General features: G+C 38.1%; 7 protein-coding genes, 1 tRNA gene and 2 pseudogenes (1 of these 10 running past the window's edge). 5 read left to right on the plus strand and 5 right to left on the minus strand.

The features are described from left to right. The 4 genes and pseudogenes from LBE40_RS01060 to LBE40_RS01070 form a co-directional block, all read right to left on the minus strand. On the minus strand, positions 1-750 hold the 5' portion of the coding sequence (locus LBE40_RS01060; RefSeq protein ID WP_040296943.1) for an abortive infection family protein. 183 nt of this gene lie to the left of the window's left edge; only the first 750 of its 933 coding nucleotides appear in the window; the start codon lies at positions 748-750; the stop codon falls past the left edge of the window. Positions 751-2,099: 1,349 nt separating this feature from the next. Further along, positions 2,100-2,498: pseudogene (locus LBE40_RS08450) on the minus strand (MFS transporter); the annotation flags it as partial. Beyond that, a pseudogene (locus LBE40_RS01065) lies at positions 2,495-3,178 on the minus strand (MFS transporter); the annotation flags it as partial. The pseudogenes LBE40_RS01065 and LBE40_RS08450, both read right to left, overlap by 4 nt. 347 nt (positions 3,179-3,525) lie before the next feature. Beyond that, positions 3,526-4,614, minus strand: a complete 1,089-nt coding sequence (locus LBE40_RS01070; RefSeq protein ID WP_004859742.1) for a DUF3792 family protein — start codon at positions 4,612-4,614, stop codon at positions 3,526-3,528. A 366-nt stretch (positions 4,615-4,980) separates the two neighbouring features. On the opposite strand from LBE40_RS01070, the gene LBE40_RS01075 reads away from it, so the two are divergent. The 4 genes from LBE40_RS01075 (at position 4,981) to LBE40_RS01090 (ending at position 11,041) form a co-directional block, all read left to right on the plus strand. Next, the gene (locus LBE40_RS01075) at positions 4,981-6,177 is read left to right on the plus strand and encodes a multidrug effflux MFS transporter (protein WP_004859740.1); all 1,197 of its coding nucleotides are present in this window, start codon (positions 4,981-4,983) and stop codon (positions 6,175-6,177) included. A gap of 286 nt (positions 6,178-6,463) precedes the next feature. Next, positions 6,464-7,195, plus strand: coding sequence for an alpha/beta fold hydrolase (locus LBE40_RS01080; RefSeq protein WP_004859738.1), 732 nt, complete (start codon positions 6,464-6,466; stop codon positions 7,193-7,195). Then, positions 7,192-9,366 (plus strand): isocitrate/isopropylmalate dehydrogenase family protein, encoded by a 2,175-nt coding sequence (locus tag LBE40_RS01085; RefSeq protein WP_004859736.1) that lies wholly within the window; start codon positions 7,192-7,194, stop codon positions 9,364-9,366. The genes LBE40_RS01080 and LBE40_RS01085 overlap by 4 nt, the downstream gene beginning before the upstream one ends. Before the next feature lie 730 nt (positions 9,367-10,096). Next, positions 10,097-11,041: an N-acetylmuramoyl-L-alanine amidase gene (locus LBE40_RS01090; protein WP_004859735.1), complete on the plus strand. Its 945-nt coding sequence runs from the start codon at positions 10,097-10,099 to the stop codon at positions 11,039-11,041. A gap of 771 nt (positions 11,042-11,812) precedes the next feature. Here LBE40_RS01090 and LBE40_RS01095 read toward each other — a convergent pair. Further along, positions 11,813-13,027, minus strand: coding sequence for a porin (locus LBE40_RS01095; RefSeq protein WP_004859732.1), 1,215 nt, complete (start codon positions 13,025-13,027; stop codon positions 11,813-11,815). 306 nt (positions 13,028-13,333) lie between these two features. On the opposite strand from LBE40_RS01095, the gene LBE40_RS01100 reads away from it, so the two are divergent. Beyond that, positions 13,334-13,424 (plus strand) — tRNA-Ser (locus tag LBE40_RS01100). The last annotated feature ends 886 nt before the right edge of the window (positions 13,425-14,310 follow it).

Below are 14,310 nucleotides of genomic sequence, written 5' to 3' on the forward strand. Positions count from 1 at the left end.
GATCATTTTTAAGCCATTTTCATCTAGATCTTGATTTTTTAAGTTTTCTTGCTTCATATCGTCGGGATGGATTTTAGCCTTAGCAACGACTTGTTTCCATAAAGCGGACAGCTTATTACGGGAGTTTTCTTCATATGGGATAGAATGGTGGTCGAGATAAGCTTTGCAAGAGGCTTCCAATAGATTTGCTGCAAATAAAACCGCCTCCCTTGGATCTTTTTCTATATTTTCTAATGCCCTTTTTATTTCGATTTCTACTGCTGAGAGTTTTTTCCCTGCAATAAGTTTTTGTAGCTCTTCTGTAGAGAGGAGACCTGCTTTTTGCAATTCTTGTGTGGAGTTCAACTCATTCTTGATAATATGCCCTCCACGCTGATATTCCAAGTCATACTCCTTTAACTTTTCTAAAACTGTACGTTTATCTTTTTGTAACTGTAAAACTTTTTCATCTAATGTTGGATTGAATCCGCTTGGATTTGGGTTATAATATTCTTTTTCCAAAAAATTCCCAAGCAAGTTACCAAGGACTTCAAGCGGTTCTTCGCATTCCATATTGATTGCACGTAGCCATGCTTTAACTTTTTCGGGTTTTGAACCTACTGGAATCTCAGGAGGAGCAAATGATGCAATAAACAAGTCATCTAACTCGTTATGCGTATAATGGTACGCAAACATTGGAGGGAGAAGTCCAATGATTGCAGGAGGGATTTTGTTTTTCTGAGAGATTTTTTGCAGGGATGATAATTGCATTTTATGGCTTTATAATATCAAAAAGTGATGTGTGGAGTGGTTTTTAGAATATGATTTTATTGCCTGGCCTTGCATAGAAAGTCGCGCAACAATTTTGTGGTTTATATAAGGTTTGTGAAAGAGAAATGCCATATTGTGTTTTAAATTTTTTCTCCTTTCATTGTTATAACAGTGAAGAGGGGGTGGATAATGTGTGATAATTCGAAAAATATAGAATGAGAACAGAAGTATAATTTTGTATTATAGCAACTGCAATAACATTCTTTATTGGCAGATTGTTTATTGGAGAGAAGAAAGCAGGCAATGCGCATAATTTCTGAAAGGAAGGCTTTATGACAAGAATTTCAACAATGGCTATGTATCTCATGATGCGTGTGTTCTTTGCTTGTTAGAAAGAGTAAATGGGACTCTTTATTTATTCGCATAACCGGTAGAGAGTAATGAGTGGGCAGGGGATCGGTTTACCAATTTCGTTTATTTCTTCAAGCTTACTGTATATCCGCTGTTAGTCTCCCGTACTTGGTAGATGGGGATATCGGTTATCGTGCCTGTAAGGGAATTTTTAGCAATGAAGTTATGTGTAAAAGGGTTCTGAAAAGTTTCTTTTACTGTAAATTTTATAAGGAAAATTTAAAGGTGGGAAAATCTTAGGAAAATTTAAAAGCACACTGTAAAAGTAAAAAACAGTCTTAGAGATGGTCTTCTGTATCTCATAGTGTATCAATATTTTAAAAACTTTCTTCTCAAGTAGGAAGGTTTTTTCCCATTAAAGAGGGAGAGATTTGTTATTACAGTTAACAATGAAATGGAGAGAAAATACTGCTTTACTAGATGTTTTTGTCGCTTCATCTTCAAACCTGTTGCCATGATGAAATCATAGCGGTTCAATGAGTTTGAAATGGGGTGAATAACATCACCAAGTTTGCAGCACGGTGCTATTTTTACATCGCGGTGCGTGGCAGAAGATGGTCAGCATTTGGGGTGCTTGCTTGGGATGCCATATTCTATGCTGGGTGCTGTAGGGGTGTCTGTTAGTGCGTTTATGAGACTATTCTGCATGGAAACGCGAGGCTTAATTTCGTGGATACTTGCAAAGAACACCATCGGAAAATCCCATATTTCAAGAGGTTTTTTAGAGGTTTCTAAGAGCACAAAGGTATCAAAAATTACAAATACCACAAGTGATTGAGTATGCCTAATTTTAGAGCTTAAGGAGCTTGATGGTTCAGTGTACTTTTGTAGAATGATAAAGGTTGGGGCGCAAAGCCCCAGCGTGTTGATATTTCTCAACAGGGGAAAATGCTATAGCATTTGCCAATGTTATTGATAAGGCGTTCAAACGAAGTATATCATAAATCGGAATTATTCTCTTTACGCGATATGGAGAGTGCGAGGCAAAACAGTAAAAATGCACAGATAGAGAATATGAAGAATATGATATATGTTTGATTGAGGGAAAGGTGTTCCTCCGTCAATAAATGTAACAGAAAGCCTGCGAATACACCCCCTAAGGCTCCACCTATTTGCTGTAATATGCGTGTGATAACTGCCGTGTCTTTGACGTATAAACTATTGACATGTTGGATGGGGGCAGACAAGCAGACAATGGTGGCGATACCAAGCCCTATGCCTCTTAGCAAGAATCCCAGCCCATCCATGCTTATATTATAGCCGAAGCATAATAACCCGAAGCTTGATATTACCAAACCAATTCCTATCATGAAAAAGGGAGATTTTTCTTTCCATTGGTAAGGACAATAGTGATGATGAGGGGAGCAAGAGCATAGACAACATTTTTTTTACGCAAGAGACCCGTTAAATCTAGCCCTTTTTTGCTTTGCTTTGCTGTGTTTGTCATTTGTGTATGAATTTTTAAACTTTTAAAACAGAAGAGAGTGATAAAGGTTGCACAAAGAACCATGATTGACAGCACAAACAATCCTTTTTGCCCATTTGATATTCCATACAATACACCCCCTAGCAGTGGTCCAGCAATGTAACCAAGATTACGGACTGTTTGGATAATGCGGTTTATACGGTCTAGTTGCTGATCATTGGTTGCAAATTCTGGGACGGAAACGAGGATTGCGGACCAAAAGAGTGAACCAGCACAACCTAGTGCGAAAGAAAGTGCAATATAAACCCAAAATTGGTTGGCGATTGCAGCTGTGGCTATAAAGAGTACTTCCAACAATAAAACAATGGGTACTGTTCGCGCTGGTTGGAAGCGATGTAAGAGGCGTGGTGCAATTGGTCCGGCACAAATTGCACCCATAAGCCCAGCAAAAAGGAGCATTGAAATAGAGGCTGTGCTTTCTGCTAAGTGGAGAGCAAATGTAACTTGTGCTGTTTCATCGGCAAAGCTGCTAAAGCCCAAAACAAGGAAAAGTCCCATTTGGGTGAAAATCATGGATTCCTTCTTTGTCACAACGCCCCCCAAGATGCCAAGGCTTTTACGGCTTTTAAAATTTCCTTCTGCGCTGTGTTGTATGTATATCATGCAATTTCGCTCTGTCTACTTTTTTCCTGATGAGAGTTGAGAAAGGAAGCTCTCTCAATAAGAGCTATCTTGAAAATTAGTGTAATGTCTCTTTGCGGTGATGAGTCGTTCTTTTGTTTTAAGCAAGGGGGCTCATGAGACATGAGGGGAGTGAGGGAGTGAAGTTTACGATATGAAATTCAATGATACAAAAGAGCAGGCAAAAAAAGTTACAAAAAAAGCTGTACGGTCTGTACAGCTTTTTATTTGTTTTATGCATTATAAGGCAAAAGTTTTTAAAGCATAAAAGTATCCTTACGGCTTCTGTAACCATAATAGCCACACACACTGGAAATTATGGCACCAATCAAGCTTCCTAAAAAGCCCCACCAGCCCATATGTGATGCTGTTTTGGTGACTTTAGTCGCAGTGTTTTTTGCTCCCTCTATGGCATCCTCAAGATTGTCCGAGAGTGTTTCTGCTTGTTCTTCAAGGGCTTTGAGTGCGTCCTCGGTTTTTGTTTCTGCTGTTTGATAGAGTTGAACAGCACGGTTGGCGGTTTTTTGCGCATCTGCACGTGACATGCCATTGTTCATAAGACCATTGATGATATCACTTCGATCAAGCTTTGCTGTAATGGCTTCTACACGATCAGATAGGCGCTCACCAAGATTTTTTAAAGTGGTGCGATAGTCAGAAGGATCATTTTTAAAAGCTGTTATTGCAGAGCCAATATCGTTGAGGGCTGCCTGATAGGTTTGTTTTAAGCGCTCAGGGTTGAGGGCAGGAATGTCGCTTTTATTAAGAAGGGTGCGCAATTCACTACCAAGCTGATCAAAATCAACGCCATTGTCACTGTTTTTTGCAAAAAACTTTTCAAGACTTTCGCCATTTAATTTTGAAAGAAGGGGAGAAAGATTTGTTTTGAAGTTGTCTACGGTTTGTTGGACCATGGAGCTGTTTTCTAAGGCAGCTTTAGTCCCTATTTTTGCTGTACTTGAAACTACGTGGATGGCTTGAAGGGTCATCAGAAGTGTTAACAGAGCCCAGGTGAGAAAACCATGAAGGCTTCCTGAGGATTCTGCAAAACGCCCAGCAACAAAACCTCCCAAAGCAAGGCTTATCAGCATAACGATAAGAGAACCAATGCCAAAGGAGAGAAAAGAACCCTCAAATGGGGTTGAGGAGGTGAAATCCATTTGGCTTAAGCCTAACGCTGCAACTAGAAAAGAGAGGCAGATAGATGTGGCGAAAGCTGTCACCAGTCCAGCAAAGATTGCTGACCATGAAATGGGTGTGTAGAAAAAGGAATATTCTTTCTCTAGGGATGTTTCCCCTAGAAAATGAGTATCGAATGGTGTGTCTTCAGGAATGCGGGTTTCCATGTGTTTATCTCCTTGAATAATGCTGGAGATACAATGCTTCCTGAACCATTATGTTCCAAAATGGATAAATGTGCGCCAAAAATGGAAGGGAAATACCCAAAACAAATGCTGATAATCATGCGCTGATTATCATACCAAAACGATGATAAAACGTCTTCTTAAGAAACTTTAGTCTCGTGCTAGTTGATTGAGAAAGTGTGTTTTATGAGAGATAAATACTCTTAAAGAAAATAAAAACTTTATAATAAAGCATTTATATATTTCTGTTAATAAATAAAAAATAGAATTATATTTATATAACAAATAATATAGCATTTATTATAGTAAGTAATATTCATTTTTTAAATTACAAAGTGTGCCTTTTTTATGCAACATAAATATACATTATCATTCATTATACTTATCGTATGTTTATCGACAGGAGGTCTGATTTCTACAGACATTTTTCTGCCGGCACTTGGAGAGATGCGCCAATACTACCAAGTAACAGAATCCCAGATTCAGAGTGCGGTAGCAATTTTTTTGTTTGCATTGGCACTTGGGCAGCTTATTTATGGACCACTAAGTGATAATTTTGGGCGTAAAAAAACACTTCTATTTGGCTTATTTTTGTGGTTGTTTACCACTCTCAGTGTGCTTTATACGGATAATATTCACGTTTTTCTTGCGTTACGTTTCTTACAAGGTCTTGGAGCTTGTGCAGGGATTGTTTTAAGTCGTGCTATTATCAATGATTTGTTAGATAAAAAGGCAGCAGGAAAGCTTTATTTGATTGTTTTCCCCTTTATTGGGATGTCACCAGCGCTTGCACCTTTAATTGGGGGGCTGTTGTTACAAGCTTTCAATTGGCATGCTACTTTTATCTTTTTAAGTCTTTTTATATTCTTTACCATTTTGCTCTGTTATTTTGTACTAACGGAGACATTACCTCTTCAAAGGCGTCAGCGTTTTTCACCTGTGGGATTTATCAAGGGGTGTTTCGCGGTGCTTAAAAATAAACAATTTATTTTTTATGCACTTATTCCGTGTTTTTCTTATGCGGCATATTTTGCGTATATTGTGGAATCGCCTTTTTTACTCACAACTTTAGGTTTGTCACCGATATATATTGGTTATAGTTATATTGGTGTCTCATTACCCTATATTTTGGGAAATCTCGTGGCGCGATGGCTTTTTAAGCGAGAGTCTATGGAAAGAACTGTATGGCGCGGGTATATTATTTTTGTTATAGGAGGAATGCTCTTTGCTCTGCAAATGTATCTAAGTCCATGGCCACTTGTGACGAGTTTTGTAGCTATCGCTGTTCTTACTTTTGGTAATGGTTTTTTATTGCCGTTAGGAACAGCGTTGGCGATTTCATCGCATCCGCAAGCTGCTGGGACAGCTTCTGGTGTTATGGGAGCCTTACAATTAGGAAGTGCTGCACTAAGTGCTGCGGTTATTGGAAAGATCTCTGGGCACAGTCCACGGGTGATGGCGATCTCATTGGCTGTATGTTGTCTATTAGGGTTTATAATTTATATTCGAAAAGCGCATGATTTTATGCATTTGGAAATAGATTGAGTGAAGTGATAAAAAAGATCGTGCAAAAACGTTGTGATGTTATTTTGCTTAGACGGAAATGACAGACCCTGAGAGTGAATTTTAATGATGCTCATTTTCTCGAGCATGCTTAAAGTTTATTGTGGCTTAGTTTATAGCTGATACAATCAGTTATTTCGGTGATTATTACAGGTGATAAGCTTATACGCGGGAAAGTTTTGCCATGTCTATATTTTATGCGTTATAGTCAGTAGGGAAGTTTCTGCTACAGTTCATGTTTTGAAACAAGAGGGGTGGGGTGTAGATAATGGGACTTCATATTGTTATTCTTTCTCCTGTGATGCCAATTTGGGATCGTGGCGTTTTTTGTTCCTCGTTTACAAAGCTATGTTTAGCAAAAGGATTCCAAATTACTCTACTTGATACACTGTCCCTTTTCCCTAATAATTCTTTTTTTTCTCATAACTCTCCCATAGGAATTTTGTCTGTTATTACAGAGAAACTTGAAAAATATTTTAAGGAATCCTCAGTGTTCGTGGGGTTTTCTATGGCTGGAATGTTAGTACAAATATTAGCCGCTCGACTTCCAAATGTTCGGGCTGTGCTCGCTGTGAATGCTCCAGGCTATCCAGATAAGACTTTGCAACAACGACTTGGATCTGTTCTTACTTTATTGGAAAATGGTGATCTGTCGGCAGCTCTAGAAACACTTAATGTTTTTATGTGTCCTCGTGAGGTCATGAAAAAAAGAGTCTTATTGGAGATTCCTGATGAGCAAAAGAATTTGGCAATTGAACGTATGACGAGAGGATTTAAATTCTTGTTGGGAATGGATGCTAGGGATGAGATTATTAAATACACTGGAAGGTTTTTAGCTTTGGTAGGTGAAAACTCACAACTTGCAACCGTAGATAATCAAACGAGAAGTCATTGTATGCATCATGAATATAAGATTATCTCTGGTGCTGGTACGCGTTTGTGGGAGGATAATCCTACTATGACGAATGCAGTCATTGATGAATGGATTGATAGATTATGAAAAAGAAAATTCTTGTATTACCTGGTGATGGGGTGGGGCTTGAGGTCTGTGATGCTGCGCTGATGGTCTTGGAGCAATTTCAATTGCCGATCGAGTTTACTTATGGCGATATTGGTTGGGAATGTTGGAAACAGGAAGGAGATCCTGTTCCTCAAGCTACTTGGCAAAAAATCACTGAGAGTGACGCTGTTTTACTTGGAGCTGTGACCAGTAAAGGAAAAGAAGCGGCTTTAAAAGAACTTGCACCGCATTTAAAAGAGAAAAAACTTGCCTATGTTTCTCCTGTTATTCAACTTCGTCAAAAGTTAGGTTTGTTTGCGAATATACGCCCTATCAGATACATTTTTGGTCCGAGAAAGCCTTTTCAGTTTTGTGTTATCAGAGAGAATAGTGAAGGTCTTTATGCGGGATTAGATTTTCGTGGAATAACTCCTGAAACAGCCGCCTGGTTAAAACACCCCAATTTAGAAAAATACGGTCTTGAGGAGGCTGCGTGGACGGTCCGTTTGCAAACACGCTTTGGTTTAGAGCGGTTATTTGAATACGCTTTTTCTTATGCACGCAAACACGGATTTAAGCGGGTTACTTTTGCTGATAAACCAAATGTTATGCGGGAAAGTGGACAATTTGCTCAGGAAATTTTTGAGAAAATCGCGCAATATTATCCAGAAATCGAAGCAGATATTCATAATGTTGATGCGGTCGCTTTGTGGATTGCAACAAAACCAGAGCAGTTTGGTGTGATTGTTGCTGAAAACATGTTTGGCGATATTCTCTCTGACCTTGCTGCTGGAGTGATGGGGGGATTGGGGCTTGCGTCTAGCGCAAATGTGGGCAGCAAAATTGCTTATTTTGAACCCGTTCATGGGAGTGCACCGCGCATTGCTGGACAAAATAAAGCAAATCCTTCTGCCATGCTTTATACTACGGCTTTACTTTTAGAGTATTTAGGTTTTCAGGAAGAAGCAAAACAATTATCTGAGAGTGTTGATCAGGTTATTCGCATTGGAAAAACTGTCACTTATGATTTGGGAGGCGTAGCCTCTACACGTCAAATGGCTGAAGCTGTTCTTAATTCTCTTGTGAAGTCTGTCTCTGTTTGTCGTGCAGCAATTATTACGGTGGGTGATGAACTCCTTTCAGGACAATATTTGAATACGAATTTGCAGGATTTAAGTCAGAGCTTAAATAGGAGAAATATCCAAGTAACACAGCATTTTGTTTGTGCTGATCAATTACAGCAAATAAGTGAGACAGTGATTGCTTGTCTTGGACAAGAAGATCTTATCATTATCAGTGGGGGATTGGGACCAACATCAGATGATAAAACACGTGATGCGGTTGCTCAAGCTGTACAGCAGCCTTTGGTTCATCATGAAGCTGTTTGGCAAACGATAAAAGGTCAATTACAACGGTTAGGTATTGCGCCTGATGCCAGCAATGCGCGTCAAGCGTTGTTTCCAGAAACAGCAACCGTGCTTGACAATCCTACTGGTACAGCACCAGGGTTTTATCTCTCTTGTTTTGGAAGTACGCTTGTTGTTTTGCCTGGGCCGCCATCACAGGCTCTTGCGCTTTTAGAGAATTATTTAGAACACAATGAGAAGAAATATTCTTCTGTATCGCGTGCTCAATATGCATGGACTTTGATTGGAATTGATGAAAGTACAATTGCGCAGTGGGTTGATTGTCATCTTGAAAATGAGCCATTTGAACGGCATTTTTTATGGAAAAGCCCTTATGTTTTGGTACAACTGGTTGGTCAATCAGAAGCGCCTTTGGCACCGCATTTAATCGAAGAATTTGAAAGTTATTTTCGCCCATATTTGGTTGGTGCAGAAGTTACTACTGCTAGTAAACAATTGGCAATGCGTGCAGAAGTTCATTGGTTTGCGACTGATCCGCACCTTTTACAATATTTTCACTCAACAGAAAAAAGTACAAAAAATGTTCCGAAGCTTGAGGTTGGGGTTAGCTTGTCACCTTCTTTGGAGATACTAGAAAATCAAGAAGAAAGCCTTGGACATGCTACCATAACTATACGGATGAAAGGCTATGATGATGAGCGTGTAACTTTTCCCTATACACGTCCGCTTTTAGGTGTAGTCTTACAGGAATATGCGGCTTGGTTAGTTTTAAAAAGATATTCGCAAACGGAGAAACGCAAATGATACTCTTTAGGGATTTAGGAATATTCTCCACATCATTTTTTTGTTGTTTGGGTTAAAGAAAGTGCTCTATTTGATAGTCTAGATCATTTATATTTACTAGCGTTTCCTTTGACATCAAACAATAGCTAAGCGGTATTAATAAAGGTAAAATATTCTACTCTAAATGCTTTTACAGAAAAAATCTCGGTATTATCTTTCAGGTTTTGTTCGTGATATTGCTGGGGCTAGAGCTCGCCATTACCTTTTTTGCAACAAATATTTATATAGTTTTGGTAGAAATCATAAGGATACATGAATTGTAAAGGGATTTTTGTTCCATGATAAAACCACAGTACCTCTTGAAGATTGTTTTATTCAGTTCAAGAAAGATTTTTTGCAAGTGCTGATTTAGAGATGAGGAATATGCTTTTAAGAAGAGAGATAGAGAAAACTTCTTTATGAAAAAATAAGAAGGGATCTTGATTATTTGTGACTGTACAGAAAAAGTTTGCGAGTCTTGTAGGAAATACACAGTGAAGAGTTAATCGCGAATATGCATTTTTTATGAGTCTGCCAATAAATCGACATAAAGATATCATGAGTACACTTCTCATGTTTTTATATCGCACGATGATTAGTTCTTATGCCTTTTGTGTGGCGATATCTGGTTGTATGTTTTTCAACACGCATTTCGTGTAATATCTATTGTAATGTGCGATGGTGTTTTTGAACTAGAAAAAGCAGGATTTCTATGTATCAGATTGATTATAACAGTTATCGTTCTACCAAGAGCTTTAGTCGTCGTGTTCATTTTCTTATCATGCATTATACCTCCCTAAATTTTAAGGAGTCAGTTATGGCTCTCACAGGAGAGAGAGTTAGTGCCCACTATCTTGTTCCTGATCCATCAGAGCAGACGTATATTGAGGCAGGGTTTAAGGATATGCGTATCTTTAATCTGGTAGATGAAAACGAGCGTGCGTGGCATGCGGGTGTGAGTTCATGGGCGGGGCGTAGTAATATAAATGATACCTCTATTGGGATTGAAATAGTCAATTTAGCTACTGGTCATTCTGATAGTGTAGAGCAGACGTATGTTGAAGTAGCTTTAAAGGATGCGCGTGTTTTAAATCTCGTTAATAAAGATGGGTGCCAATTACAGACTAATGTTTGTTCATGGGCTGAGGGCACTCATGTGAGTGGTACAGCTCTACAGTTTGAGACAATTAACCTCACTACTTACAATAATGAAGATTTTGTATTTCCTCCTTATAATCCAACGCAAATTGATGCAGTTAAGGAACTGGCATTGAATATTCTTCAACGGTATCCAGATATCATGCCAGTCGATGTTGTTGGACACAGTGATATTGCCATTGGAAGGAAGAGTGATCCAGGGGCAGCTTTCCCGTGGAAAGAACTTTATATGGCTGGTATAGGGGCATGGTATGATGATGAACTAAAAGATCATTATCAAAAACAGTTCTCTAAGGGTCTTCCAGCTAAAGAGGATATTTTGGCTAAACTGAAATGTTATGGATACGATATTTCGGTTGCATGTACCGAAATTGGATATAAGGATTTGATACGAGCATTTCAACTTCATTTTCGTCAAGAAAATTATGATGGTATTTTGGATGTTGAAACAGCAGCCATTATTTATGCTTTGGTAGATAAGTATTTTCCGTCGAATTAATTCAGTGCATCTTTATTAAAATGCGTATAATTCTCATAGTGTGTGTTTTCTATGGCCAGTGTTTTTTTATTTTGCCTATTGGGTTTGTGTAAAAGAGGCTTGTTTACAGTGTGAGAAAAAAATTACATATAAAGCTATTCATGAAAAAAGCTCTGTAGTTTTAAGAGGTAAACTTTAAAACCCGTTTCTTTATCGTTTATGAAACACCCTCATTTAAAAAGAGGTAACCTCCTATGGGCCGTCTCTATGCAAGATCAGTTGTAACATTGGGAGCTGGTAAATAGAATGATGGCATGCGCACTGCAAAGAATATAGGTGCCAATGTTTTCAGGGTTTTGAAAAATATACATCACTTCTACTCTTAAGAGGATATTTTTGACGTATTTACAAATACTCAAGTTGTAAATAATTTCGTTATTTATTTTAGCATGATCATTTTTACTAAAAATATTTCTATGATCAATTGTCTAATGCATTGAAGCTATATCCTGCTCATTTTGTTTTATTTTGAAAATATTTACACAGCTTTGATGATAAATTCTCTGGTGATAAAAATCTGCATTATTTATTTAAATCACATGTGTAAGGCTTGTGAAGGCATCCATCGAGAGGTTCATTTGTTTGGAATGTTTTTATAACAGTAAGCAACTTTTTACAGAGATAGTGGCAAAAAAAACATCATGAGATAGTGTTATAGTTATCCTAGGGAACTTTAAAGATTAAAAACTGGCAACATATGTTGCCAGTTTTTAAAAATATAGTTCAAAGGGATTAGAATGAGCGCTGGAAGCGAATCATACCTTGTAAAGCACTTTTCCCATGCAGAGCATGTGTATGTGTTGTAGCATTGTCTATGCTTTTTAAGGAGCGATCATCGTTCCAAGAAACATAAGTGAGCTCTGGTGTGATCACAAAGCCTGGAACCAGCGTGTATGCAATATTCACAGAAGTTGCAAAGGTTTTGACAGCGCTATAAGAAACTTGAGCGTTCAAATCTGCTTTTGGAGTGAGTTTGTAAGTTGCACCAGCCCAAGCAGCCCATTTGCCTCCCCAGTTTGCGTAGATTGTTGTGTTCTGTCGTGATAATACGTTGTTTTCATCTTTTGGATCATGTGCGTAGTAATCAACACTATTTTTATAGCCCGCCATTACCCATAGGTTAAAACGATCATTGACATTGAAATCTACACGTACTTTACCAGCCCATTTTTTGTAATAAGCATCATAAGCGGCAACTGTTGAAAAGCCCCCCCATTTTTGCATAAATTTTATACCAAAAACCAGATTAGGAGTGTAATTTTTTATTTCTTTACTTGGGAGACGATCGTTAGGAACAACAGCAATTTTATCATTGTTATCAATATAGTAGTATGTCTTACCCTCTGTAGTAGGGCCTGAGGCGTTACCTAATTCGGCTCCGATAATGGCAGAAAAGCCAGCGTCACCACTAAAGGTGTAAGAAATAAAATTGGTACGTGTGTTACCAGCTGGTGCTATGCTGTCATCATTTAGAACGTTTCCATAACCACCGGTCCAACTGTTGAAAATTGTATCATCAAGACCTACGCGAAAACCACCCAGTTCAATGTAAGCAGCGGATAGTGTTGCACCAGCTTTGTTAGCACCATCACCCCAGCTTGAGTAGATTCGTGCATAAGAACGGAGTGTTCCCATTTCTGTTTCAGAAGCGGCTTGAAAAACAAGGGTTAATCGTGATGATGCACCATAGGTTTTTCTTTTTGTAGCTAATTCAGCGTCGGTTGTTGCATCAACGTTATCACCACCTAGAAAATCAGCGCGGACATTTCCTGATAAACGCATGCAAGTCTCTGTTCCGGGGATATAGAAATATCCTTTCCCGTATGCATCGCAAACGCGAATATATTCTACAGGCTCTGGTTCTGGAATCACTGTGGAAGCTGCTTGTGCTCCAGAAATTGCTAAGAAAGCTGCTGTAGAACTTAAAAATAGGGATTTAACATTCATAGTGGATCTCCAATGAAAGGTAGTTTAATCTTTTCTAGGGAATATTATTTGCTCAACTCATGAAAGGCAAAAATACGCGATACTTGTAATTCTAGCTATACTTATCTTTTTTAAAGATACAAATATGAAATTATCTTTCTGAAGGATATTCATGTACTATTCAAGGCAATGTGGTAAAAAAGGCACAATTTTTGTTTTGTTAACTTTTTATGATCTTGGATCATTGAAAAGGAAAAACTTTAGATATTTTTGAAAAAAATCGAAAATGTCTTGAAGTTTCTGTTGATACCATTTATGCACTTCCTTGGAGAGGTGGCCGAGTGGTCGAAGGCGCTCCCCTGCTAAGGGAGTAGGGCTCAAAAGGCTCTCGAGAGTTCGAATCTCTTCCTCTCCGCCATTCACCAATAAAATCAATGATTCATAAATAAGGCTAGGCATTTTTAGTGCTTTTATTTACTTGATTTATTTTTTCTTATCCCGACATTTTTGTAGTCTTTTTGCTTCGAGAGTGTATCTCTTGCGGTTTGCAGTTTTTACTGTGTAGCGATGCTCTGTTTGTTGTTAAAAGATATTTTTTTACGTTCTAAAATTGGATTATCTTCTAAAAGCTCCTTGTCAATTGTTCATTTAAAAAACATTGCATGCTTTCAGAAAATTTTGAGTAGCTACAGAAAGTTTCTTTGTATTATTGAATTGTTGTATGAACTGTTTTGGGGTAGTTTTATGTGAAGTGTCAAAATTCGAGGTTTTCATTAAAATGGGTTTTGGGAGCATTAGAATGAGTTTTAGAGATGTTGCACAGTTTTTTGCTACGATGTTACTCAGTTTGAGCAATCATGCAGGCTAAACCTTAATAAGATTACCTAAATCTTGGGGGATGATATCTTTGTAATTTTAAAAGCACAATTTTGTAGTTTTTAATAGATGCTCGCAGTTCATAAACTTTTTGTATCCTATGCTGTGGTTTGTGATCCTTACGCACAATTACTATACAACTTTACCGCCTTGAGTGTTTTGTTATCACAAGATAAGAAGAGATTGAGTATGGCTTGATTTATATGCTGATGCCAAAGTTATCATCATATCGTTTTATAAACCTATTAACCTGTTTGGATGTGCTGTTGTTTCAGGTACTTCGATTCCGGTGAGCAATAATAGCTTTATGATGTATTTCATTGATTTTTATCATGATGTCTGCGTTGTGTTTTGAAATGTTTCGATGTGCAGAAGGTCAAAAAAGCATAAGATATATTTCAAAAGGAAACATTTGGAGATGGTAATTG

Source organism: Bartonella taylorii (assembly GCF_023920105.1).
Lineage (GTDB): Bacteria > Pseudomonadota > Alphaproteobacteria > Rhizobiales > Rhizobiaceae > Bartonella > Bartonella taylorii.